The organism is Paulownia witches'-broom phytoplasma (genome assembly GCF_019396865.1).
Taxonomy (GTDB): domain Bacteria; phylum Bacillota_I; class Bacilli_A; order Acholeplasmatales; family Acholeplasmataceae; genus Phytoplasma; species Phytoplasma asteris.
Genome location: NZ_CP066882.1, coordinates 750,433 through 776,945, shown reverse-complemented (window position 1 = coordinate 776,945; position 26,513 = coordinate 750,433). Strand labels below are relative to the sequence as shown.

The following is a 26,513-nucleotide window of genomic DNA, read 5'->3' as shown; positions in this document are numbered from 1 at the left end:
ATGGAGTAAAATAAAATAAATGGGGAATAAATAATTGTCTGCATTATAAATAATAAATTATTTAATTATTGATTCTTTGAATTTGATAAATTTGCGAAATTTTATATAAATTAGCAATTAGATTATTTAATTCTTTAGTATTAGCTATTAAAATCCTAATCTTAATAATAGTTTCTAATTTTTGTTTATTAATAACATTAAATTCTAAAATACTTACATTAAAACTGTTAATTTTATTAATAATTTGTTGCACTAAAGTATCTTTGGTAGAAGCAATAATACTAATCCAAGCAGGATATTTAGCAATAGTAGGGTCTTGTTGCCATAAAGCAGTAATTAATCTTTTTTCATCACATTGAGCTAAATTATTACATTCCTTGCGATGCACAATAATACCTCTTCCTTTAGTGACAAATCCTAGGATTTCGTCGTTATAAACAGGGGTGCAACAACTTGCCAATTTTAATTTAGGATTTCTAAGACCTTCAATAATAACGCCTGTCTCACTTTGATGTTTGAGTTTTTTATGCGATTTTGCCATTTGTTTTTGCAAAATATTTTGACTTAAAGTTTCTTTGGCTAAAACAAGCAATTTATTAATTACTGACTTAGGATTTAATTGTTTTTTAGCAATTTCATAATAAAAATCATTAAGAGTTTGAATATTGTAACGCTCAAAATGTTTTTGGACAAAATTATTATCAATCAAGGAAAGTTCAATTTTATTGGCAGTTAATTCTTTTTCAATAATATCTTTTCCTTTTTGAATCTCTGCTAAATATTCAGTTTTATTTTCTTTGATATCTTTTTTTAAAAAACCTTTAATTTTTCTTTTGGCATGTGTTGTTTTTACCATGCGCAACCAGTCTTTATTAACTGATAAAATATTTTTATTGGTTTTAATCGAAATAATATCACCATTTTTGAGTTGATAATCAATTGGTACAATTTGCCCGTTAATGATGGCTGCTGTCATTTTGCTTCCTACTGCGGAATGAATACGAAAGGCAAAATCAATGGGGGTAGAACCTTTGGGAAGCTCAAATACTTCTTGAGTAGGAGTAAAAACATAGACATTATCACTTAAAATATCATTTTTAATAGAATCTACAAATTCTTTGGGTGTTTCTTCGGGATGATTTTTGGCATCCATAGTAATTTTAACTAATTCTTGATACCATCTTAATTTTTTGGCAAGTTCTAGTTGTTGAGCTTCTTGGGAATAAGTTTTATTTTCTTTATAAGCCCAGTGAGCAGCAATTCCTTTTTCAGCAATTTCATCCATTTCTTGAGTTCTTATTTGCATTTCAAACAAAGAGCCATCCTTAGTTAAAACAGTTGTATGCAAAGATTGATAAAGATTAGGTTTAGGAACTGCAATATAGTCTTTAAATCTTAGGGGAAGTGGCGAAAAATGACCGTGAATAATCCCTAAACATTGATAACACAAATCCAAAGTAGGCACAATAATTCGAATAGCTAAAAGGTCAAAGATTTCTTCAAAACTAACTTTTCTTTTAACAATTTTTTTATAAATACTATAAATATTTTTGACACGCCCTTTAATAGTGTAATTTTTGAGTTGGTGGCTGTCTAAAAGAGATTTAATATTGGTGATAATTTTGGTAATTGATTCTTCACGTTGTTGTTTTTTTAACCGAATTAAATTAGAAACACGATAGTATTCTTGAGGAAAAGCATATCTTAGAGACAAATCTTCTAATTGTGATTTAATTTCAAAAAGCCCTAAACGATGTGTTAAAGGAGCGTGAATTTCTAAGGTTTCTTTGGCAATACGTAATTGTTTTTCTGAAGGCATCGCATTTAAAGTTTGCATATTGTGCAAGCGGTCAGCAATCTTTACAATAACAACTCTAATATCTTTTGCCATTGCTAAAAACATTTTTTGTTGATTATCGGCATGTCCTTGATTTTTGTGAAAAGCAATTTTGGTAAGTTTAGTTGCACGATAAACTAAATAAGCCACGTCTTCGCCAAACAAAGAAGTTAAATCTTGCATAGTGGCATTAGTGTCTTCCAAAACATCGTGGAGTAATCCTGCCATTAAAGTATTGGGTTCGCTGTTTAATTGTGCCAAAATTTTAGTCACTGCACAAGGATGAATAATATAGGGTTCTCCTGTAAAACGTGTTTGCCCGTGATGTTTTTCTTTGGTAAAAAGATAGGTTTGAGTAATTTTTTGCAAAATGGTGACATCTTGAATATTTTTGGAAATCACAGCCATTAAATCTTGATATAATGTATCTTTTTCTAAAGTTAAATCGGAATCTAAAATCATCTTATCACCTTCTTTTTTAAGGATTTGCAAAAAAACGCAAAGAAAATAAAAGAAATCAAAAAATAAATTAAGTGTATAGTCTTTTTGTGCCTTGAAAATAAACTTCTTTAATAACGCCTGCCCCACAACAAATATTGTTATCATAAAAAGCACATATTTGCCCTGGAGTTACTGCTTTAATTGTTTGAGGATAATGAATTTCTAAGTTGTTTTGGTCTAGCCAAGTTAAAATAACGTCTTGATTGGGTTGGCGGTAGCGCATTTTGGCTTGTAGGTGCAAATTGGTTTTTTTGCCGCGCCAAACAATATCACCAATTAAGGCTTTGTCGCTGTATAAATAAGGATGTGTGCTACCTTGTTCTACGTATAAAGTGTTAGTTGGAAGGTGTTTGCCAACGACAAACCAAGGTTTTTGGCTGGGAACATAACCCAAACCTAAATTTTTACGTTGCCCTATGGTATAATACATTACTCCTTTATGATGTGCTAAAAAAGTCCCATCCAAAGTTTTAATATCACCTTTTTGAGCGGGTAAATAGTTGCTTAAAAATTGAAAAAAATTTCTTTCACCAATAAAACAAATCCCTGTGGAATCTTTTTTAGTGGCATTAATTAAATTATTTTCTAAAGCAATTTGGCGTACTTCTTGTTTTGTGAGATTGCCCAAAGGAAAAAAAATATTTTGTAATTGTTTAGTTGTTAGTTGTGATAAAAAATAAGTTTGATCTTTGTTTTGGTCAACAGCACAAGCAAGTCGTGGAACTAATTTTTGGTCTGAAGAAGTTTCATATATAATGTTAGCATAATGTCCCATAGCAATATATTGAGGGGCAAGTTTTGTTGTTGCATACTCAATAAAAGCTCTAAATTTAATTTCATTATTACACAAAATATCAGGATTCGGAGTAAGATTATTTTCAAAGGCTTTGATAAAAGACATAAAGACTTTTTGCCAATATTCTTCAATAAAATCAACACGATGTAACTTAATTCCTAGTTGTTCAGACACTTTTAAGGCATCTTTATAATCTAGTTCTTGCGGGCATATGTCATTTAAAGTAGGATTACCTTGGATATCAAAATTAAGATTGCTATCCCAATTACGCATAAAAACTGCTTCTACCAAATAACCTTGTTTTTTTAAAAGAAAAGCAGCAACGGCACTATCAACTCCGCCTGATAAACCAACAACAACTTTTGTCATTTTTTTTGCTCCTTTTCTTTGTTTTTAATTTGTTATGTGTGTGTGTTTTGATTTGTTATTTTGATGATATTTATGGATGTTTTGAGATTTGGGTGTTTTGAGATTTTATATTTTTAGAACTTTGATTTATTGCTTTTTATTCTTGTCTTTGTAGATAAATAGGAAGCAAAAATTCGTTTCTGGGCGAAAGACTATTTTCTAAAACTTTAGGACCTGGTGCCATATTTTGTCTTTTAAATTGATTTTGATAAAAAGTTTTCAGATATGAAACAACTAATTGATTGCTTTTTTCTGGACTCAAATCAAAGGCCATTTGAAACAACCAAGCAATTTTGGTTTTGGTAAAACCTTTTTTAATGTGGCAACAAAGAATAAAATCTTCCATAATTAATTTTTGATTGTTTTTTTCTTGCACTAATTTTTGATATAATTTTTTTAAGGCGGGTGTAATTTGTAAATAATTTTTTTCTAAATGATAAAGTAATAATTCTTTGACTAAAACATTAGGAACGCCAGCATTGACATTATAAATGTGGTCGTAATGACTACGAGGATTGTTTTTTCCTAAAGCCATATCCGAAAAATTATTATTTTCTAACAACAAAAACTTTTGTGTTTGGGAAGCTAATTCCTTTAAAAAAACTTGATCTAGGTCTTTGGAACAAGAAGCAAGTTCGTTTGACAAAGTAGAAATATTGTTAATATCATTGAATAAAGTAGCTGTTTCGTTTGCTTCATTTATTTCATTTGTTGCGCTTGTGTCATTTGTGGCATCAGTTAGATTAGTTGTGTTAGTCGTGGCATCAGTTTTGTCAAGTCCCAAAAAGGCTAACAAATCTTTTTTCTTTAAAAAACTACTTTCACAAATGTGGCAAACTCCTTTGGTTTGTAAAAAATCTTTGAGGAGTTGATAATGAGTTTGGTTGGAAAAAAGAAGTGGATTTAGGATTACAATGAAATCTTCTAACGGTTTTTGCAACAAGGAAAAGCTTTGAAAAGCAACTACCAAAGTTAACAAATCATTAATATTTTCAGTAATTTCTACAATTATTTTGGCATTTAAATTGCTAAGTTTAGTTTTAAGTGCTAATACTTGGATTTCATTTGCCAATTTTAAATGCGAAGCAACATTTGATTGAGGAATAAAAGGCGTTTGATTAATTGGTTTTTCAAAGTGATAATGGGGCGTTTCTTGGAGTTCAAAATAAGCTTTTAAAAAAGGATGTTGTTTTCCTATTCTTTGGTCACCATAAGTAGTATCTATTCTTCTTTGAAATTTAATTAAATCAACACAAACATCAACTACTAAACTTACATCTTGATTAAATAAATCTTTTTCGGCGACCATTTCGCCTAACAAAGCAGCCATTTTGTGATTAGAAAATAAATTATCAACAGTAGATTCAGTAATTCCGCTACTAGTGTAAAAATAGCCTCCAATTTGTTTGCGCGAATGATCAAGAACAGCATTTTTTCTTAAATCAAGTTTGCCTATGTGTTCGGTTGAGGCAGAAGGATTAAAAATTAAATGAGCGCCGTTTAAGGAAAGTAGATCACCAGGAGAAAAGACAGTCCATAAATCTTGACAAATTTCTACTCCAAAAATAAGATCAAATTGGGAATTAATAAATAAAACATCTCCAAAAGGAACTGTTTGACCCAAAATTTGGATGTATTGGGATTCGCAGGTTTTGCCTGATTGAAACCATCTTTTTTCGCTAAATTCTTTATAATTGGGAATAGTTTTTTTAGGGGTTATTCCTAATATTTTATCTTTTTGAATGATAACTGCTACATTAAATAAAACTTCATGCAAAGCAAGAGGCATACCTAAAATATAGACTCCTTCAAAAAAATTATTTTTTAAAAGCCAATTTAGAGCTTGAAAATTTTGTTCTAAAAAAGTAGTTTCAAAAAAAAGATCTCCTGCTGTATAACTACTTAAACAAAGTTCGGGGAACAAAACAAAACTGGCTTTACTTTTGTTTAGAACATTTTGCATACTATAAGCATTTTTTAAGGGATTACCTACTGTTAAAGGAGGGCTTGCTAATTCAATTTTAATAGAACCGTTTTTGTACATTTTCTTTCATTTGCTTCCTTAGTTATTCATTATTTAATAATTAAAGATTAATATTTATGATAATTAATATTTTTTATTAAGATAATTTATAATAATAACTATAATTTTTATTGTTTATGTTTAAATAATTTAATAATTTTTTATGATGTTAAATAAATTGATAAATATTTAATTTATGGTTTGGGATGATAAAAAAAATAAAACCATTATATATATTATATAATTTTTTAATAATTTTCCCAAATAAAACCTTATAATTGATTCTTTTTTATTATTAATAATAATTTTTGATTATAATTGTATTTATAAAGATTATTTTTTTGCTAAAAACTATTATTAATAATAAAGATAAATAAAAAAAACTAGGTTAAAAAACCTAGCTTTTTAAATAATGATTAAATAAGATTATTTATTTTTTTTGTTTTTTTTAACAAAGAAAAACACACCACCAGCAACGGCAGCAACAGCTACAACAGCTACTAATGTTAAGAACCACGCTGTTTTGTACCAAGGTGTTTGAGTAAATTCAAAGACAACTTGTCCTGAAACAGTAGTTTTACCATCTACAGCTTTAACAGTAACTTTATTAGCATTGTCGTCTTTACCAACTGTGAAAGTTACGTCGTCTTTTTTTACAGTTGCAGGAACTTTAGCTCCAGTTTCTTTTAAAGCTTTTAAACCAACTTCTGCATCTACTTTGCCATCTTTAACTGTAAGTGTAAGTTTTTTGTCTGTGCCTAAAGTTAATTTATTTAATTCAAATACGCCTACTAAATCTAATACTTTTGAACCTGATAAAGCTTTTCCAGCATCACCATTTACAGGTGTAACTGTTACTTTATTGCCATCAACCACTACTTTTACAGAATCTTTTGTTACTTTTGCATTCAATGAAGTGTTTTGAACTTTCCATTGTTTAACAACTTTTTCTGAATCAGCTGCATCAGCAGCAGTAAGTTCAAGAGGGTCTTTACATTCTAAAGTGTTTAAATCTAGTTTATCATCAGCAAAAACTTGAACGCCAACAAACATTAAAGCAACAGCAGCAAATAAAACTAAAACTTTAACAACTAAAGATTTTTGAGTTTTTTGATTTTGCATTGTTTGGTCTCCTTTCTTGCGTTATATAATTATATGGTTTGAGTTGTTTTCTAACAAAGAGTTAAAAGACAATCAAAACCTACTATTATTTTAACATGAAAAAAGGAAAAATGGGAGATAATAATTAAAAAAATAAAGCTTTATTAGTTATAAAAAAATTATTCTTGTGTTCCTAAATCAAAGTTATTATATTTATTTTCTTTCAAACTTACCACAGCAGCCTCAGTTGTAATCATCAAAGCAGAGATAGAAGCAGCATTAAGAACAGCTTGACGAGTTACTTTAGTAGGGTCAATTATACCTTCTTTTAAGAGACCAACATACTTACCTTCTTTAGCATTAAACCCAAAATTTAAGGGTTGTAAAAGTTGTTGTTTTACCACATCTTTACCTGAAAATCCTGCATTATAAGCAATTTGATAAGTAGGTACTAAAAGACTTTGTACTACTACATCAATTCCTTGTTGTACTTCTTTATTATCAGATACCAAAGTATCTTTTAATTCTTGATAAACCTCAACTAAAGCTTTTCCACCACCAACTACAATTCCTTCAGTAATAGCAGCTTTAGTAGCATTAAGAGCATCTTCAATACGTAATTTTTTATCTTTTAATTCAGTATCAGTTGCAGCCCCAACTTTAATTAAGGCAACTCCTCCTGATAATTTAGCTAATCTTTCTTGCAAATTTTTAGTTTCATAATCAGAAGTAGCATTTTTAATTTGAGTTTTTAATACTTGAATACGTTTTTCTAATTCAGGACTTTTAGAATTACTTATCAAAGTAGTATTATCTTTTTTAATAATAGCTTTATTGATATTTCCTAAATCATCCATTTTTAAATCTGCTAACTTCATATTAAGTTCTTTAGAAACAAAATTAGCTTTTGTAAGTGCTGCAATATCTTGTAACATTTCTTTTTGATTATCACCAAAACCAGGAGCATTAGTTACAACTACATTAAAAGTTCCTCTTAATTTATTAGCTACCAAAACCCCTAAAACTTCATTTTCCACAGCTTCAGCTACAATTAATAAAGGTCTAGATGCTTTTACTACTTCTTCCAAAATAGGTACAATTTCTTGCACAGTACTAATTTTATGATCAGTTACTAAAACTAACGCATTTTCTAACTGTACTGTCATACTTTCTCTATCAGAGACAAAATAAGGAGAAGCATATCCTTTATCGTACTGCAATCCTTCAACAACTTCTAATTCTGTTTCAAAACCTTTGGATTCATCAACATTAATAACTCCATCTTTTCCTACTTTTTGCATCGCTTGGGCAATGATTTTACCAATTTCTTGACTACCTGATGAAACAGCAGCCACATTTTGAATATCTTCTTGGGCGTCTACTTTTTTAGATTTAGCTAAAAGTTTTTTGGCAACTGTTAATGCAGCTAACTCAATTCCTTCTTTTACTAAAACAGGATTAGCTCCTGCATCAATTGCATCAAACCCACGATGAATCATACTTTGTGCCAAAACAGTTGCTGTAGTTGTTCCATCTCCTGCTTTATCGTTAGTTTTGGAAGCTACTTCATATACTAACTTTGCTCCCATATTTTGATAAGGATTTTTTAATTCAATTTCTTTAGCAATAGAAACACCATCATTTACAATAGCAGGTGAATCATAGGCTTTTTCTAAAATAACATTACGTCCTTTAGGTCCTAAAGTCACTTTAACAGTATTTGCAATTGCATCTACTCCTTGTAATAAAGCTTTTCTTGCTTCTTTGCCATAAAGTATTTTTTTACTCATTTTATTACTCCTTAAATATTTTGATTATTGATTATTATATCTTATTATATCTTTATATCTTTATATCTTTATATCTTTATATCTTTATATCTTTATATCTTTATATCTTTATATCTTTATATCTTTATTTATTGATTTATTGATATTTAATTAATATTTATAATTTTATGATTTATAATTTTAAAAAAAGTTTAAAATATTGTCTTTTTATTTATTAATACTTAGTTTATAATTATTTATCTTATCTATATTATCTTATTTAATTTGTGCCAAAATATCTTTTACAGCAACAATTAAATAATCTTTTTCTCCTAAAGTAACTTTGCTACCAGAATAGCTTTTATAAACTACTTCATCATCTTTTTTTAAACCTTCAACTTTGGAACCTACTCCAACAACAACCCCAACAGAGGATTTTTCTTTTTCTGATAAAGCCAAAATAATTCCGCTAGCTGTTTTAGTTTCTTCCATTTTCAATTTTAAAACAACATTGTCATGTAAAGGGATAATTGTTTTTTGTTTCATGATTAAACTCCTTTTAATTTAATAATTTATTATAGCAAATAAAATATTTTTGTAATGATTTAATTTTGGCACTAAATAATTTAAGTGCCAAAGCAATTTTATTATATCATAAGATTTAATAATTGGCAAGTATTAAAAAAAATAATTTAGTTTGGAGGATTCAAAAATTTATTTTATATTTTTGGTAAATATTATTAAATTTGTCTTATTGGGAATTGCAAAAAAAAGTTTTTCATTTATGTTATTGTTTATTCATAAAAATAAGTTTGATAAATAATCTTTAATCTTGGATTAAGATAAATAACACAACCAAATAATAATAAATTACAAGTAATAACTGTTTCTAAATTAAGAACAAAAATAGTGATAAAGGAAGTTATTTCATTAGCAAAAAAGATATTATAATATGGATTATCTTTTATAATATATTTAATACTTGGCAAATAACATAAATAACCATTTATAGCATAAAGACAAGCATGAATTAACATAATTATAATTAAAATACTTAATAAACGTATAATATTTTTTTTATTAATATTAAAATGACTTAAATCTTTACAATATAATAATCCTGTAAAAGACCAAGATAAAAGAGGTATTAAAGTTTTTAAAAGATAATTCAGTATAAAAAAAGCTACTTTATTAATATTTATTTTTTCAAGCAAAAAAATATCATAATCAACTAAAATCCAAAAATGTCCCAAAGTAGTTACAAATTCACAAAACAGATAAATAAGAAGCATTAAAAAAGCTTTCTTAAATCCAAAGCAAAACCCTAAATAAAATAAAGGCACTAAAGCCAGATTAAAATAAGTTTTATAAGTTAAAGGAGACCTAAAATAATCATATAGCCCCATTTGTTTAGAAAGATGAAATAATATAAGAGCTAAAGCAAGTATATGAGCTGCTAGAATATATTTATGCAAAGTCTTTTTAGTCTTTTGAGTGATGGCAAAATTCAAAATATTGCTCCTTTTAGTTTTCTAATATACTTTATAAATTATTTTTAAGGAATTATTATATCACTTTTATCACCTCAATTATAACATATATAAAAATACAATAACATAATTGTTAATATAAATAATTTATTCAATTTATCCAACAAAGATAAATAATTTCAATTAGGATAAAAAAAATAATGAATGTTTGTTTGGTTTCTAAAAACTTTCTTTTAGAAGCTTCTACAAAATAAGCAATTAATTTATCACATTGAGCTTCTTCCATTAATTGATTAATTTTAGGATTTAAGGTTTGGTTAAGATAATGAATTGCTTGTGTTGAATAAAGAACTTGTGTATTTCTTTTATTATAAACCTTAGCTCATTCTTGTAATTCATTACAACGTTCCTCTGGTTTATTAAGGATTTTCATGCCATAAACTTGATAAAAAGTTGCTCTTAAATCAATTACTCTAACTTCTTTTTCCAAGTCCTTTTGTAATTGTTTAACTTTTGCTTTAAAAGGTTTTTTCTTGGTCCAATTGTGTCAGTTTTTGTACTAATTTTGTTATTGTCTTCTTCTAATTTTAATGGGTCTTCTTTTTGTAATAGTTCTTCTTTTTCTTTTTGTTTATCTTTTATTTGTTGTTTTAGTTTTTCAGCCTCTGGATTTGGTTGTGGAGGTTGTTGTTCACTGTTTGGAGGAGTTGGCTTTACATCTTGTGGCGGAGTTGAAGAAGCATTTGATTCAGATGTTTGTAGAATTGATGATGTAGGAGGTTGTAAGGGTTTTGGTTGGGAATGTTTCTCGTTTAATTTTTTGAATTCTTCTTGCAAAAACTCTATTTCAAAATTCAATTTAGCTATTTTTTCTTCTAATATAATTTGTTGGGCTTTCTTTTCGGCTGTTTCTTTTTCTATTTTTGTCTCTTGTTGTTTGATTTGTGCCATTTGGCTTTCATTTTCAACTATTTGTTCTAATTTAATTTTTCTATTATGCAATTGTGTTTTTAATTCTTGAATGTCTTTTTGGAGTTGGTCTTTTTCTTCTTGTGATAAAGATAAAGTATTTGCTTCTAATTGTAATTTTTTAGTTTTATCATCAATTTCTTTTTGTTTTGCACGACTTTCAGCACTTAAACGATTATTCATATTAATAACAGATGATTCAATCATATTTTCTAAACGTCTATTAGAACGTGATTCTGCATCAAACTTAACAAGAAAAGGATTAACAGTTTTTAAAAGATATTCTAATGCTTCTTCGTGAAAAGGTTTTTTTCTTAAAACATTAATCATTAAATCTAAGTATTTAGCTCTGGCTGTTGCATCACCAACTTTAATTTCAATATGATAAGTAAAACGTGATTTAATAGCTTCATCTATTTTATCAAAATAGTTAGTTGCTCCAATAATTAAAATAGGTTTTTTAGGATCATTTTTTGTTGAGGTTAATTCAGTTTTAAATTGGTTTACAACGTTAGGTAGATCTGAAGATGAATTTGCAGTTTTATTTAGATCTTTAAAAGCTTCTTCACATTCATCAATAAAGATAATAGAAGCTTTTACTCCTTCTTTTTTATTATGTAATCTTACATCTTCAAATAACTTTTTAACAAACCTAGGACCATCTCCTACAAGAGTTTGAGAAACAAATTCAGCATCATTAGTTTCATAAAAACCAACTTGCCTACCAGCTTCTTTAGCAAGTGCTCTAGTAAAGAATGTTTTACCTGTTCCGGGAACCCCATAAAATAAGACTCCTTGAGGTGGTTTAACTTTACCAACACCTACATAAGATAAAGGATCACTTAAATAATTAAGAAAACCTTGTAATTGGTCTATAACACTTTCCATCCCAATAGTTTTTTTAAACTAGGTAATCCTTTAAATTCATCTAAAGGCATAGGAAAATATCTAGTAACTTCAGGAAATTTATCTATGTGTTGTAATTGTTTTTTAGATGGATCATTTTTATTAGCTAATGCATTTATAAGATCATTTAGAGTATGTAGATTATTTCCATGAATTATATCTTGCATCATTTGTTTTAATTCTTGAATAATCATAAGATTCCCATCAGTTTGAGTATTATTATTTTCATCAGTTTGATTATTATTTGTTTGGTTTTCTTTTAATTCTTTAACTTCTGTTGATAAACTTTCAACATCTGTTTTTGTTGTAGTAATTATTTCATTTGTTTTTTGAAAGTTTTTATCCATTGTATCATTTGTCATATAAGAAAAAACAACAAAACCACCTAATGCTGTAATACATATCAAAATAATAATTACAAAGAAAAACGTATTACTTTTAGATTCATTATTAGAAACTAGATTTAATGTTTCATCATATTCAAATTCATTTTCTTTTACTACTTTAAGTTTATTTTTATCATCTTTTGTTTTTTTAATTTGAACGTTAGTTGCTTTTTCATTAACTTCAACTTCTTTTAATGCTTTATCCTTTTTAGGTTCATTTTTTTTATATGCCATGTTATAATTAACCTTTATTTTCATTATTATATTATATATTAATTATTAATGTTATTGATTTGGTTGTAGATTATTTTGAGTTTGTGAATTTGGTTGTTGATTATTTTGAGTTTCTTGTTGAATTACAATTTGCATATTTGCATTAGGAACTTGATAGATTGTAGGAGTATAATTTATTTGATAAGGTGAAGAATTTTGATTATAGTTATAATTATATTGACCTTTATTTTCTTGTTGCCATGCTCTATTAAATGCTGGGTCTCTAAGTTGATTATTTAAATTATGATACATATTTCGTCCTGTTTGATGTATTTCATTTGTTTGGCTAGGTTGATGATGATGCTCCCATGCTTCATGAGCTCTTTGCATATAATCTAATCCTTTTAAATGAGTATCAGGTAATATATCTATCATAAAAGAACTATGATTAATAGAATATGTTTGTTCTTCTAAAAAATTATATATTGGTTTTTCAAAAAATAAAAAGATTGTTTTTCTTTGTTGTGATGATGCATTATCATTTTGTTTTTTTAATTCTTGTTGAATTTCTCCTAAACAATCTTGAGGCGAAAACAAAGCTCCAAATCCTGTTTTAAGTTGCTCGCATGGTTTTAATTTATCTTTTTCATCTTGACAAGAATTAGATTGACATGTAGTACAATTCTTACATGCTTGTTCTTGTTTTTTTCATCTAGACAAAAAGGAGCAACAAAAGGACGAAATCTTAAAATAACACTCATATTATTATTAACTTGATTATCATTATTAACTAAATCATAACAAGCATAATCAACTTCTTTTAATTCATTTTCCTTTTGTTTTGTTTTAAATGATAAAGTTAAATTAGAATCTATTGGAGGCAGTGTTGCTTTATATGTTCATCTTTTCTAAATACTTTTCTAACTCTTTTAGACTATCATAATAAAGACTTCCAGAATGCCATTTTATTTTTTTATTAGAAAGATTAAAAGTAAAATAAGGTGCATTAATACCAGTAGTAAATTTTTTAATAATGTTATTAATTTTATCTTTAATTTGTTTTTTTTGTATTCTAAATATTCTTGTAATGTTTGTTGCATTAATTCAAGTCCTAATATTAGTTTTATTTCTTCTTTAATGGATTCTTTTAATTCATTTAATTTTGTTCTTATTTCTTTTATCTTGTCTTTTTTATTAGTGCCTGTTAAAGGTGGTAATTCAGTAGTTGTTTTTTTCTTTAATGCAGCTAAATTATCTCTTGTTTTAGGAGTTTTATTAGGTTCTGATAATGTAATGTTATTTAATGCGTTTTCAAATTCTTGTAGTTTTTTCTCCAAATCATCTAATATATTTTTTTCTTGTTGTGTTAAATGTAGATATGTAGGATTAGTTGTTTTGAATTCTTCTAATCTTTGGTTTTGTTCTGGTGAAAAAAAATTTGCTTTAATGTTGGGAGCAGATAAATTAGATACTAAAGAATTTCTTAATAATTCTATTATTTTCTTTCTTTCTTTCATGAAATATGTTTTTGAGCCTGTTGCACCTGTAAATTCTTCTATTAGATCTTTTATGTATTGTGCTTTTTCTTGTGGGGTCTTTGCTTCCATCATTTGTCTTCTTTCCTCTGTGTCATATACTGGCAAAGAAAGCAACAAATCTTTTATAGCTTTTTGTTTAGGTTTAACAATGTTGTTTATAAAATAATTAGATTCATTAAATTGTGCTTCTATTTTGTTTTGGTCTTCTGGTTATAAACGAGATATAATATCCATTTTTTATTTCATACAAATCATCTATTGACACATGTAATTTATCGTCATTTGATGCTGTGGAGTATTGTTCTTGGTTTGATTCTTCTATTTCTAAAGCATCTAATCTTTTTTTTATTTCTAATATATTTGCATTAAGCATCCTTAAAAAAGAATCTTTCAATAAAAAAGGTTTAATATCTAAATTAGGATATGTTTTTTTATCTTTTTTATAATCTAGTTCTTGAGTTAGATAATAAGGTTGAGATGCAATAATATTATCAGAATTAACTAAATCAAAATGAATATCTAATTTAAAAGGATTTGATGGATGAATAGTTAATTTATTAAATGAATTAATTTCTTTAATGGAATCTTTGTCATCAGCATTAACTGAATCAAAATCAAAACTAGCAACAATAATATATTGTTCTTTATCATTAGTTTTTTCTAAGGGAAGTAAATTTTTATTTTGAATATGTGATAAAGGTAATATAGTATTGTAAATATCTCCAGCTTTATATTTTATTTCGTTGTTGTTTAAACTATTTCTATCTTTTCTAATAACGCTGGTTTTTTTAATAAATTAGGTGTAATTTTTTGTATTTGTGATAGTGGTGGGGCATCATTTATATAATATAAATTTGATTTTCAGCTTCAATACAAAGTCCAGTGTTGTTATTAGATGAGGGTATTTTATTATAAAATATTTTTTTAATATCTTCAACTTTTTTAATTAGATTAGTAGAATTATTATTTTTAACATCAATTGACAAATAATGATATTTAATATATTTTTGAGCAAACTCAGTTACAAAATTAGGTTTGGTAAAAAAATAATCCCAATGATCTTTTTCTTGTTGTAATTCTTTTTTTGCATCACAACAAAGATATAAATCTTGTTCATCTAGACAACTTTTTTGAGGAATAGTTACTAATAGAGCATAAACTCTTTTATATGTTGATGCTGCATTAGGTTCTTGTCCTATTGTTTTAGCATCTTCTTGAAAATAAAACAAATTCTTATTATCTGATGCTAAAGGTTTAATTTGTACTTCTAATTTAGTTTTATTATCTTTTTGTATTTTATATCCTATATTAGAATTACCATTTATACCTAGTTGTCTTGGTTGAATTACTCCTAAATAATTAGGGTCACTATCATTAGCTAAAAAAGAATATTAAAATTACAATGACTCAACAAGATAATAAAAAAACAATATATAAAATATATACTGTTTTTTTTACGTGTTTTAAAAAGGTAGTAAGAATTGATATTTTTTTATATTTAGACATATTAACAATTACCACTTTTAATTTATGAATAACTTGATGTATTATTTGTGTAATAATATTAACTAAGTAATAAGTAATTAAGGATTATATATTAGGATGTAGGATTAGATCTTGAATTGTTTCCTTGTCCTTGTGCTTGAGTTTGTGTTACTGCTTGTGTTTGTCTCATACCAGCACCAGCAAAATTAGTTTGTCCTTTATTACTTACTTTAAGAGCTCTAGGTTTCAATGGTACTTTTGCACTTTGTACTACTGTACCTGTATTTGATGATTCTGTATTTCCATCTTTATCTACTAATTTATAATAAACTATTAAAGCAAGATTGCCTTGGCTATAAAGGTCTTTACTTGCATTTAGATTTGATAATTCTAATAATTTTGCTAATAATATTTTTGTTTTTTTAGTGGTTGTGCCATTAACTGTTTCTGTTTCTTCTAATGTATTTTCTAAAGAATATACTTGTTGTAAATTAAATGTAAATTTATATGGTTCTTTATGAACAGTTCCATTAGAATTTAGAACTGAAGGATTATTTTATGTAGATCTTTATATTTTAATGTACCATCTTTATATTTGTCATCTACATCTTTTTCGGTGTACTCTTTGTAGGATTGGTTTGATTTTTGTAATTCTTCTAAAGTTTTAGTATATGATTTTTTACCAGTATCGTTTTGCATTACAGGTGGTAATGTAAAGGTGTGTTCGTATGTTCTATTATTTTTAGCAGTTACACCTTGATCTGAAGTATTTACAGTGCTTTCTACGCCTGTCACTTCATTACCCCAAACATCTTGCCTTTTGTAAAGGTATCTTGCAGGGTTTGCGCTGTTTTTTTTATGGGTTTCATTATTTCCAGTTCCAATTGTTACAGGTTTTAATGTAAGTGATTTAAGTAATGTTCTGTTTTGTCCTTCAGTTGTATTATTATCACTGTCAAATGTAAATTGTTTTACATTACCATTGCTGTCTTTTACTTCATTACCATTTGTATCTACTGCTTTGTATAATAATTTACCATTATTGTCTTTTTGATGCTTTAATGTAGGTGTTCCATCATATTCAATTCCTACTCTAAATACAGATTCTTGTACATCCTTACCGTCTTTTTTAACTACAACATAAAAATCTTTATTTGTTTATCCTTCTTCTGTTGCTGTATCTACTAATACAACATCACCAGGTTTAACTTCATTAAAGTCTCCATTTGTTGCAGAGTCATAATTTGAGGCTTGTGTATATACACTTGGATCTGGATTTTTTCCTGCATTATATCTATCAGTAGTCAATAAAACTAATTTATAACCTACATGCACTAAGTTATAATCTTTAAATAATGCTTTATTATTTACATCATCATTGCAATACTTTGCAACTAATCCTACTTCTTGTTTAATTTGTTTTGTATCTGTTACATTTGTATCTGTTACTAAATGTTTAGTTTCTAAATCAACTAATTTTTTATCATCATTATCATCAGTAAATTTAGAATATAGATAACCTAATAATGAAGGATTAGCTTCCCCAACTTTTGTTCCTAATGGTTTAGTTTTAAACACATAGTCTGTATTTAGGGCTCTTGTAGAAATAATCATCCCTACTATAAATACTGTAGCAACTAAGACAGCACCTAAAATTACTAAGACTTTAGGAACCCCACATACTTTCTTATTTTTCTGATTCTTATGAACATTACGCATATATTTATTCTAATTCCCTTCCAATATTGTTTTTATTATGAAAACAAAATATAGAAAATTTTTTTTATACAACATGTTATTTCCTTGAAGCAATATTTTAACTTAACTAAATAGTATTAAATAATAATTAGTGTCAATTAAAATATTTATAATTTATCAATTAATCAATTAGCTATTATTAAAGATTAGATAATAATTAATTTGATAATAAAAAAAGTTAGCCTTTAAAAATACCCAAAAAACAATTTTAATTAATAAATAATTAAAGATAATAATTTGATAATTTTTAAAAAACTAACTTAATAAGGATAAAAAGGGCATTCCTATAATAAGGAACAATTTGTTCTTAAATTAAGGAATAATGATGTTCTTAAAATGAAGAACAATTAAGTAATACAAAAAAATGATACTAAAAGTAAATTATTAGTCCCTTTTTCAAATATTAAATGTTTTCAAACATGCAAAACAAAATAATTGAGGAATAACAAAATAATAATTTAATTAGCTTTATTATAACATTTTTTTAAGGAATGCAACAATTAAGATGCAAAAAAGGGCGAAAAAGTGAGAAAAAGCGCGGCACAAAGGCAAAAAAGGGGTCAAAGGGGCAAAAAAAGCAAAAAAAAAAAAAAAGACTAGCAAAAACTAGTCTTTTATCTTTAAAAAATATTTAATTATAGATGCGATTGGCATTCTATTTTATTAGATGTTAAAATAAATGTGGTGTTGAAAAATACATCATCTACAAAAATAAAGTATGACACCGTTACGCCAATGAACCAACCCAAAGACAACTGAGGTGTTCCAAAACTTTGGACAACTTTTTACTTTTTAAAAATTCTTTAAGACTAACTATTAAGTTAGTCTTTTTTTTCTTTTCAAGACTGGAAAAATTTCTTATCTTTTCTAAAAATGTTTTTAGGAAGGAATAAAATGTTAAGACAAAAATTATTTAAAGATTTTTTAAAAAATAAAAAGAATTTAGAAATTCGTGATCAATTAATCAAAATGCATTTGCCATTAGTAAAAAAATAGTTAAACAATTTAAATATTTCCCTAAAGCACTTCAAAGAGAAGATTTATACCAAGAAGGAATTTTAGGTCTAATCAAAGCTTTAAATAATTACCAAGATTTAGGTTATGACTTCATTGTTTATGCAATCCCAACAATTAAAGGTAAAATCACAGAACTTATCAGAGGCCTACAACCTACTTCAACTCCCATAAAGATTTTTCGGAAAGAAAAACAAGTAAGTAATATTCCTTTTGAAGAAAAACAACACCAATCTATTAAAACAAACAATCTAAACCCCCATCAAATTTGGCTAAACCAAGTTAATCACGAATTATTCTTCAAAAAACTTAAAACTATTTTAAATCTCCAGGAATTCGAAATTATTAGATTAAATTTTGGGATTCCTTTAAAAAACCAAAACCAATACCCTCAAATTGAGTATTCCAACAAAAATATAGGTAAAATGTTGAAGTTATCTCCAAGGCAAGTAGAAATTATCAAAAACAAAGAAATTGCTAAATTAAAAAAAAATATAAAAAGGAAATAAATAATATGAATTATCAAAAAAATACAACTACTTACTACAATGTTGATGGCAAAACAATTTGTGGTATTCACGAACATGCCCCTGATACATGGAATTTTATTAAAACAACCTGGTTTAATAAAGATGACAAAACAATTGATTGTATTACTGAATATAATCCCATAACAGAAGAACCAATCAAAGAAACCTATTACAATTCTGACGGAACTGTTAAAGAAGAAAAACTTTTTAATCAATATAGAAACTAAACCCCTTTTTGAAGGGGTATTTTTTATACCCAAATTAAAAAAAGGAGTTAGAAAGATGATTGAAGCAGAACGCGCTTTGTTGGGGGTTGTCCTTTTAAACCCCGAAATAATTTCTTCAGTTTTTAATGAAATTACAGAAACTGACTTTTACGGTCCTCATAATAAATATATTTTTAAAGCCATGAAAATCTTACATCAAAATAATAAAGAAATTGATTATGCTTCTATAAGTGCTATTTTAGAAAATGAAAAATTATTAAAACAAATAGGAGGAATTGATTATTTAAATGAATTATCTGATTTGACGCCTTCTCCTCGACACTTAGAAACATACATTGATTTAATTAAGGAAACATCTTTAAAAAGAGAAATTGGCGTTATTATTGCTAAATTATCTCAAATTGCAAGAAGCAAAATAGCTCCCCAAGAGATTTTAGAATTAATAGAAACAAATACTGCAAAATTAAGAAAAAAACTCACTCCCAAGTTTAAAGATTTAAAAAGTTGTGTTTCTAAAGTAATCAAAGACATTTTGGAAAACCACAATAAAAATAATTTAGTTGGAGTTAAAACAGGATTTAATAATATAGATGATTTAATTGGAGGCTTTAAACCAGGACAATTAAATATTTTAGCCGTAAGAACTGGAATGGGCAAAACTGCTTTTATGTTAAATTTGGCTGTCAATATTGCTAAAGTTTTTCAAAATATCCCTAAAAAACATAATATTTTGATTTTTAGTTTAGAAATGACATCCGAAGAATTAATTAAACGTTTAATCAGCTGTGAATCTCAGATTAGTATCAAAAAAATGGAACAACAAAAATTAAATCGTGAAGAAAAGTTACAATTATTGCAAACAGAAGAAAAATTAAGTGAATTAAATATTTTAATTGATGATGACAGAAATACCAAAATAGAAGAAGTTAAAAGAAAATGCCGTCAATTAAAATTTCACCAAGGACTTGATATAGTTTTTATTGATTATCTACACCTTTTAAGAGACGACCAATTTCTTAATTTAAATCAAGCAATTGGGATTATTACTCGTGAATTGAAAAAATTAGCAATGGAAATACAAATTCCTATTATTGCGTTAAGCCAAATGAACCGCCCAACTTTAATGAGAGAATCTAAAATCCCTAATCTTTCAGATTTAAGAGATTCAGGTTCAATCGAACAAGATGCCGATATGGTTATGTTTTTGCATCGCGAAAGTTATTATGAAAAAGATCAATTTACAAATGTTGTAGAAGATTTTACCCAATTTATTGTTGCTAAAAATCGTTCAGGTAAATTAGGCCAATGTTACTTTAATTTTGATAAAGAAATCCAAAGAATCGAGGAAAAGTAATGTTAATTTCAGAAAAAATTTTATCTCAAATCAAACCTGATAATTACTTTAAATATCCTTTTAATCAATATATGCAATTAAATCATCAAAGTTTGAATTATTATTTTCAAATTACCAAATCAACTTCCCAAAAGCAAAAAGTACTGCGTGGTAAAATTAACGAATATCTAATTTTAATTTATTTTCGAAATCGTGGAATCACCAAACAATATCCCCAAACATATTTATTTTTTATTCCTGATATCAAATTTGATTTAGTATTGTTTGCCCAAAACAAACGAATTGTTGCTTTTAATTTTAAAACTTGCCTCCGTGAACGTTACAAACAAGCTATCATCGAAGCTCAACAACTAAAAAAAACTCGATACGCGTTTTGAATATTACTTATTAACAAATGATGCTATCGAATCCCAAAGGCTCAACAATAAAATTAAAAACGGCAAAGTCCAAGGAATTAATAAAGTAATTGATTGTTTTTTCTCAAAAAGCTAATATCTTTGTAAATACCTTATTCCAAAGACAATTAATATCTTTTAAAGATATTAATTTAATCAAAAATACGAAAGGAAATAATTAAAATGTGGAATAAATTAATAGTTTTTGAAGGGCTAGATGGAAGTGGCAAAACTACTTTGATTAATAAATTAAAAAAATCTTTAATTAATAAAGGACAAAAAGTAAAAGTTTACCAAGGTTTAGGAAGTAGTTCTATTGGAAACGAAATAAGAAATTTGTTTTTATACCAAAAACAACAACAACAAGAACTAAATATTTTCTTAATTTTGCCAACATGATTCAAATTCAAGATGAACTGATAATTCCTAATCTACTTAGTGGCCATCTTGTTATAGTTGACCGTTGGTATGATTCGACTATAGCTTATCAAAGAAAAGGTAATTCCATAGATTATGATGATGAAATAACATCAAAAAATTATTAATCAACATTTACTCAAACCTCATTTAACTTTCTATCTAGATATTGACCCCCAAATTGGATTACAACGAAACAAACCCAATCAAATCATAAATTAGATCTCATTGAAAAAAACCATTAAATTATTTTGAAAATGTTCGTCAAAATTATTTAAAACAACATAAATACTGTAATGATGCAAATTGTAAACACCAAAATTGCAAGTATTTTTTAATTAATGCAACCAACTCACAAAAAGATAATTTAGCCCAAATAATCAAAACTTTAATTAATAAAAAAATATTATAAAAAAAGGAGACAACAAAACAATGACTAAGAAAGAATTAATCAAAGAAGTTGCAAAGCAACTAAAACTTCAGTTGCAAAAACCGAAGAATTTTACAATTCATTTGAAAATACCTTAATGGCACCAATAATGTTTATAATTTAGACAATTTAACCCAATTGGGTAATGGTGCTTCTAATTTGTATTTTTTTTGGAGCAATAACAAACCTTATATCCCAGAATCAACTTCTTTTGCTCCTGAAAATTATAATTTAGAAATTATATATGATAAAGGAACTAATTTTGGTACTCCTAGTTATTTAGCAATAGAAAAAATAATTATTAAAGACATTCAAAAAGATAAAATTGTAGCTGTTTACCCAATTAATCAAAAAATTGAAGAACCTTTTTATATTTATAATTATGATTTTGTTTTGAAATTTCCTTATTATAATTATATTCAAGAAGGATTATTATGGTCAAATAGTCATATTAAATCTTTGAAAAAAATTGATTTATATAAAAAACGCTCTGGACAAAATCGCACTTTATATTATGATGTTGAATAAAAAAAGAAAGGAACTAAGATGAAATTAAAAAAATTTATTTAACTTTTTTGGGTGTTTGTATTTTAGCAGTTTTGGGGTTATGGATTTGCGGTTTTATTTCCCAAACCCCCAACCAAAACGATTTACCTCAAAATAATTCGTTAACCCCCCCAAGAAACCAAAGAATTAGATGAAGTATCAAAATATCTTGAAGAGTTAAAGAAAACTAACGCAACTCAAATTGAAGAAAATAGGAAAAACCTTCAACAAATACAACATTTAGACCAACAAATTAAATTAAATTTAGACATAATAAATGATTGTAATATAGAAGAAAAAACTTTAACAACAGAAATAGAAGCAAAAGAAACTAACCTCAAAAACAAAGACTTAAAAGAAGAAGATAAAACCAAATTACAAGAAGAAATTAACTCTTTAACCCAAAAACTCCAAGAAAAAAAAGATAAAAAAGAACCTATTCATAAAAAAACTTTAGACTTAATCGAACAAAAAAACAATTATTAACTACAAAAACTAATAACCAAGAAAAAATTCAAACTATTACTTCTCAAATCACCAAAACTAGTAAAAATTTATTTATTAACAAAAAAATTCAAAGTTTGAAAGAAGCAATGGTTTTGAATAACGCTAATAAAAACATCATTAAAGATTTAATGATTCAAAACAAAGATAATGTTGAAGAATTTCAAAATTTAAAAAGTTATGATTTGTTTTTAGGTGGTCAATTAATTAAATTCGATAAACAAATCAAACAATTACAAGAAGAAATTAAAGCTTTACAAAATAACACTTCTTATCAAGGTGAAAAAAAGAAAGTTATGTTTTCTGATGTTTATGGAATAAAACAAGAAAAAGAAGAGTTAGAAGATTTAATAGAATATTTTCAAGACGACAACACTTCTATGGTTAATTTTGATAAATTAATTCCTAGAGGATATTTATTATATGGTACTCCTGGCACTGGAAAAAGTTTTTTAATTAAAGCTTTATGCAATGAATTAGGAATACACTATATTGAATTAGAACCATCAAGATTTGATAAGACTTACGTTGGTGAAGGAAATGAAGAATTAGAAAAAATATGGCAAGAAGCAGAAAATCATGATAAAACTATTATATTTATTGATGAAATTAGCGGACTTGCCAATCGCGAAGATAACCAATCTAACAAAACAAGTATTAATATTGTTAATAATTTATTAACTAAATTAGATGGCTTTAAAAGAAGTAATAAAAAAATTGTCTTAATGGGCGCTACCAATCATTTAGACAAAATTGATAGTGCTTTAAGAAGTAGATTTAGCAAAGAAATTAAAATTGATTTATTAAAAGATGATGAAATTGAAGGATTTTTACAATTTTTAGTAACTGATTATCAAATTAGTTATCATCCTTATATTCATTTAAAAGAAATTGCTAATAGATGCAAAGGCAAAAATTATTCTACTAGAAATTTAAAAGAAAAAATAATTGATAGTGCTTATATTAAAGCCAAAAAATATAAACGTAAAAACCCTAATCATGAAGTGATGTTAGCTTCTGATTTGGATGAAGCTATTAATATTTTCCAAAATATTAAAGTTTCTGAAACAACTAAAGAAGTTAGAAGAAAAGAATGTGAAGATCAATATGTAGAATGGAAAAAAGGTTTGTTAAAATACTTAAAACCACCCAAAAGTAACATTCAAATTAATATAAAATACACCTTCTATGGCTTAAATGGCTTAGGCAAGTGACAACACCAAGAATATGAACCAAATGACATCCCACCTTTTTACAAAAACCCTTTCAATAAATGGAAATATAAAAACAGCCAAATTGATTATTTTCGCTCTTTTTACGACCAAGATAAACGCGGAGATTCACAATTCACGGTATCATTAATCCCAGACCCAACCAACCACACTATAGAACTTAACTACGAAGGACCAAAATGGTTACTTGAAGAAGATAAAGATTTTTACATAGATGAATTTGAAAGTATTGAAAACTTTGATAGTAAATTTAGATACAAAAACTACTATCTTCACTTCAATCCAGTCAAAAAATACATTACCCTTTATACCAAGAAATTTAATATTAAAGAAAACTGAAAAATCATTAAAACCAAGAACAAGAGGATAAAAACATATTAAGACCAACTTTTAAGTTGGTCTTTTTAATTAATTTAAATGAAATGTGATATCTTCTTAAATAAACAATCAAAATTTTAATGTTATAATCTTGATTTGAGGTATAATTAGGATAGTTTATATAACTAATTTCAATTTAAGTAGGGTAAAAGCCTCTATTTATCTTAAAATTTTAAGTTGTAGAAAAATAGTTAAAAAACAAGAAAGAGGTTATCAAAATGTCAAATACATTAAAACTAAAACCATTTGTCAAATGGGCGGGTGGGAAAACCCAACTTTGGCCGTTTTTGAAAGTTGTTATGAATGTTAAATATGAAACTTATTTTGAACCTTTTTTAGGAGGTGGGAGTGTTTTTTTTAGTTTGGAACCTCAAAAAGCTGTTTTGTCTGATATTAATGAAGAATTGATAACTGCTTGGCATACTTTAAAATCACAATCTCGTGATGTTGTTAATTTATTAAAAACATATATTAAACGTTTAAAATTAGAAAAAAAAGATTTTTATTATCAATTGCGCGACCAAAAAACCTCTTCGTTGGATAATATTTCAAAAACTGCTCGCTTTATTTTTCTTAATAAAACTTGTTTTAATGGTCTTTATCGTGTTAATTCTAAAAATCAATTTAACTCTCCGTTTAATGGAAAAAATGATGTTTGTTTATCAACTATCATTAACGAATCTAATCTTAAAAATATCACATTATTCTTAAAAAAGAATGAAATTAAAATCCAAAACCAAGATTACGCAACAATAGTTGCTCAAACACAAATTAATGATTTATTGTTTTGTGATCCTCCTTATGATTCAGATACTCAAACTTTTAACAGCTATAATGCATCCCCTTTTAATCAAACAAACCAAAAAGATTTGTTTGAATCTTTAAAAGCAGCTCATTTAAGAGGAGTTAAATGGGTTTTAACTAATCACGACACTCAATTAATTAACCACTTATACAAAGATTTTAATTTTATAAGAATTCCTGTTAATCGTTTTATCAATTCCCAAAGCTGCAATCGGAAAAATAACACCTACGAAACAATTATTACGAATTTTACATTAAGAGATGACCAAATTAAACAAATAAATAATTTATTGTTTTTCAAAGAGTTAAAATCTACATCTTATTTTTTAAAGGATTATGTTTCGTGGGAAAAAGTTAATCATTTTATAAACCAAAATGAAGAAATTATTAAAAAATGGAATAAACTTAAATCCAAAACTGAGCAAGAATTTTATGATAAATTTGAATTACAATGGCAAGAATTATCAAATACTTTTGAATTTTTGCCAATATTATTAGCTAACAATCGTTTTGCGAAAAACGAAAAATTTATTTATTTTAACAACCAAAACCAAGAAATTACTTTTGACCACCAAGATAAAGAAGTTGTCATTAATTTTATTAAAGAATCAAAACTTCTAACTAATGTTTTTGTAAATTCAAATTTTAATCAAAATATTAAAGATTATATTTTTGGGGTTTTGGTGGGGTTGGATTCTAACTCAAGAAAAAATAAATCAGGAGTTTTGTTGCCTAATTTAATTAAAACTCTTTTAAAAACAAATAATTTCAATTTTCAAGAAGAAGTTCTTTTAACAGACATTTTAAAAGGTGTTGAATTAAAAGAAACAAAAAGAGTGGATTTTGTTTTTAAACATAATAATATAAATTATCTTTTAGAATGTAGTTTTTTTAACACTTCAGGCTCCAAAATTAATAGCGAATTAAAACGTTTGGTAGAATTTAGTAAAACTATCAATAAATTCAAAAATATTCAATTTATTTATGTGATAGAAGGTCCAGGTTTGAAAAAAAACGCATCTTTGTTGGAAAAAACCTTAACGGAAACCAATGTTTTATTCAATATCCATCGTTTTCAAGAATTTTTAAAAAAAATAAAACAAAATTGTATTTTTTAACTCATCGATCTAATAAATTAAACACACACCCATTAAGATTAATTTTTACAACAAACATTATAATTATAATTTCTTCTACTAACTATTTTAAAATACCCCCTAAATCAGGAATGCTCTTAAACGCATTATTTTGCCTCTCTCGCTTTGATTTAATTCCAATTAGGGTAAATTACCCTATGATTGATTTAGACCCTCTTTATATTCAATTTAGCCTCTAAGTGGCCTTCAAAACCCTTGTAAATACGTACTTTTATTTTTTACAATTTTGGCATAAATTAAAACGAATCATTTTTTAACCTAATTTAGACCCCCCTCAAAATGAGGGGGATATTTTTTTTATTTTTTTTTCACTTTTTTCCATTTTTTATCTCTTCTATCATCATT

General features: G+C 26.5%; 22 protein-coding genes and 4 pseudogenes. 9 read left to right on the top strand and 17 right to left on the bottom strand.

Features of this window, described 5'->3' with window-relative positions; translation table 11 throughout:
- Window positions 1-61: 61 nt before the first annotated feature.
- From HGD80_RS04145 to HGD80_RS04070, 17 genes are all read right to left on the bottom strand, one after another.
- Window positions 62-2,299 (bottom strand): RelA/SpoT family protein, encoded by a 2,238-nt coding sequence (locus HGD80_RS04145; RefSeq protein WP_219474704.1) that lies wholly within the window; start codon window positions 2,297-2,299, stop codon window positions 62-64.
- Window positions 2,300-2,366: 67 nt separating this feature from the next.
- Window positions 2,367-3,503: a tRNA 2-thiouridine(34) synthase MnmA gene (mnmA, locus tag HGD80_RS04140; RefSeq protein ID WP_219474702.1), complete on the bottom strand. Its 1,137-nt coding sequence runs from the start codon at window positions 3,501-3,503 to the stop codon at window positions 2,367-2,369.
- A 136-nt stretch (window positions 3,504-3,639) separates the two neighbouring features.
- Entirely contained in the window at window positions 3,640-5,586 is a 1,947-nt protein-coding gene (locus tag HGD80_RS04135; protein WP_219474700.1) for an NAD+ synthetase, read from the bottom strand.
- 405 nt (window positions 5,587-5,991) lie between these two features.
- Window positions 5,992-6,687 (bottom strand): hypothetical protein, encoded by a 696-nt coding sequence (locus tag HGD80_RS04130; RefSeq protein WP_219474699.1) that lies wholly within the window; start codon window positions 6,685-6,687, stop codon window positions 5,992-5,994.
- A gap of 158 nt (window positions 6,688-6,845) precedes the next feature.
- Window positions 6,846-8,456, bottom strand: coding sequence for a chaperonin GroEL (gene groL, locus HGD80_RS04125; RefSeq protein ID WP_219474696.1), 1,611 nt, complete (start codon window positions 8,454-8,456; stop codon window positions 6,846-6,848).
- Between the two features lie 255 nt (window positions 8,457-8,711).
- Window positions 8,712-8,981: a GroES family chaperonin gene (locus HGD80_RS04120; RefSeq protein WP_011160495.1), complete on the bottom strand. Its 270-nt coding sequence runs from the start codon at window positions 8,979-8,981 to the stop codon at window positions 8,712-8,714.
- Between the two features lie 248 nt (window positions 8,982-9,229).
- Entirely contained in the window at window positions 9,230-9,946 is a 717-nt protein-coding gene (locus HGD80_RS04115) for a hypothetical protein (RefSeq protein ID WP_219474691.1), read from the bottom strand.
- Between the two features lie 130 nt (window positions 9,947-10,076).
- The gene (locus HGD80_RS05550; protein ID WP_264081086.1) at window positions 10,077-10,211 is read right to left on the bottom strand and encodes a hypothetical protein; all 135 of its coding nucleotides are present in this window, start codon (window positions 10,209-10,211) and stop codon (window positions 10,077-10,079) included.
- A gap of 182 nt (window positions 10,212-10,393) precedes the next feature.
- On the bottom strand, window positions 10,394-11,782 hold the full coding sequence (locus HGD80_RS04110) for an AAA family ATPase (RefSeq protein ID WP_219474688.1): 1,389 nt from the start codon (window positions 11,780-11,782) through the stop codon (window positions 10,394-10,396).
- Complete coding sequence (locus HGD80_RS04105; protein WP_219474685.1) at window positions 11,767-12,420, bottom strand: hypothetical protein; 654 nt, start codon at window positions 12,418-12,420, stop codon at window positions 11,767-11,769. Before HGD80_RS04105 ends, HGD80_RS04110 begins: the two co-directional genes overlap by 16 nt.
- Before the next feature lie 51 nt (window positions 12,421-12,471).
- Complete coding sequence (locus HGD80_RS04100) at window positions 12,472-12,996, bottom strand: hypothetical protein (protein ID WP_219474682.1); 525 nt, start codon at window positions 12,994-12,996, stop codon at window positions 12,472-12,474.
- A gap of 368 nt (window positions 12,997-13,364) precedes the next feature.
- Window positions 13,365-14,009, bottom strand: a complete 645-nt coding sequence (locus tag HGD80_RS04095) for a hypothetical protein (RefSeq protein WP_219474680.1) — start codon at window positions 14,007-14,009, stop codon at window positions 13,365-13,367.
- Window positions 14,010-14,112: 103 nt separating this feature from the next.
- Window positions 14,113-14,310, bottom strand: a complete 198-nt coding sequence (locus HGD80_RS04090) for a hypothetical protein (RefSeq protein ID WP_219474677.1) — start codon at window positions 14,308-14,310, stop codon at window positions 14,113-14,115.
- 466 nt (window positions 14,311-14,776) lie between these two features.
- Window positions 14,777-15,166 (bottom strand): hypothetical protein, encoded by a 390-nt coding sequence (locus HGD80_RS04085; RefSeq protein ID WP_219474675.1) that lies wholly within the window; start codon window positions 15,164-15,166, stop codon window positions 14,777-14,779.
- Between the two features lie 368 nt (window positions 15,167-15,534).
- A complete protein-coding gene (locus HGD80_RS04080; RefSeq protein ID WP_219474673.1) occupies window positions 15,535-15,672 on the bottom strand; it encodes a hypothetical protein in 138 nt (45 codons plus the stop codon).
- A gap of 287 nt (window positions 15,673-15,959) precedes the next feature.
- Window positions 15,960-16,217, bottom strand: a complete 258-nt coding sequence (locus tag HGD80_RS04075) for a hypothetical protein (RefSeq protein WP_219474670.1) — start codon at window positions 16,215-16,217, stop codon at window positions 15,960-15,962.
- A 363-nt stretch (window positions 16,218-16,580) separates the two neighbouring features.
- A complete protein-coding gene (locus HGD80_RS04070; protein ID WP_219474669.1) occupies window positions 16,581-17,141 on the bottom strand; it encodes a hypothetical protein in 561 nt (186 codons plus the stop codon).
- A gap of 933 nt (window positions 17,142-18,074) precedes the next feature.
- On the opposite strand from HGD80_RS04070, the pseudogene HGD80_RS04065 reads away from it, so the two are divergent.
- The 9 genes and pseudogenes from HGD80_RS04065 to HGD80_RS04025 all read left to right on the top strand — a co-directional run bounded on the left by HGD80_RS04065 (window position 18,075) and on the right by HGD80_RS04025 (window position 26,129).
- A pseudogene (locus HGD80_RS04065) lies at window positions 18,075-18,703 on the top strand (sigma-70 family RNA polymerase sigma factor).
- A gap of 5 nt (window positions 18,704-18,708) precedes the next feature.
- Window positions 18,709-18,951: a DUF2963 domain-containing protein gene (locus HGD80_RS04060; protein WP_219474666.1), complete on the top strand. Its 243-nt coding sequence runs from the start codon at window positions 18,709-18,711 to the stop codon at window positions 18,949-18,951.
- A gap of 55 nt (window positions 18,952-19,006) precedes the next feature.
- A complete protein-coding gene (gene dnaB / locus HGD80_RS04055; protein ID WP_219474664.1) occupies window positions 19,007-20,305 on the top strand; it encodes a replicative DNA helicase in 1,299 nt (432 codons plus the stop codon).
- A pseudogene (locus HGD80_RS05545) lies at window positions 20,305-20,882 on the top strand (hypothetical protein). Before dnaB ends, HGD80_RS05545 begins: the two are co-directional and overlap by 1 nt.
- A gap of 1 nt (window position 20,883) precedes the next feature.
- Window positions 20,884-21,529, top strand: a pseudogene (gene tmk / locus HGD80_RS04045) (dTMP kinase).
- 20 nt (window positions 21,530-21,549) lie between these two features.
- Window positions 21,550-21,656: pseudogene (locus HGD80_RS04040) on the top strand (HU family DNA-binding protein); the annotation flags it as partial.
- A 50-nt stretch (window positions 21,657-21,706) separates the two neighbouring features.
- Window positions 21,707-22,075, top strand: coding sequence for a hypothetical protein (locus HGD80_RS04035; protein ID WP_219474662.1), 369 nt, complete (start codon window positions 21,707-21,709; stop codon window positions 22,073-22,075).
- A gap of 599 nt (window positions 22,076-22,674) precedes the next feature.
- Entirely contained in the window at window positions 22,675-23,811 is a 1,137-nt protein-coding gene (locus HGD80_RS05665; RefSeq protein ID WP_318839871.1) for an AAA family ATPase, read from the top strand.
- 614 nt (window positions 23,812-24,425) lie between these two features.
- The gene (locus HGD80_RS04025; RefSeq protein WP_219474660.1) at window positions 24,426-26,129 is read left to right on the top strand and encodes a DpnII family type II restriction endonuclease; all 1,704 of its coding nucleotides are present in this window, start codon (window positions 24,426-24,428) and stop codon (window positions 26,127-26,129) included.
- Window positions 26,130-26,513 lie beyond the last annotated feature (384 nt).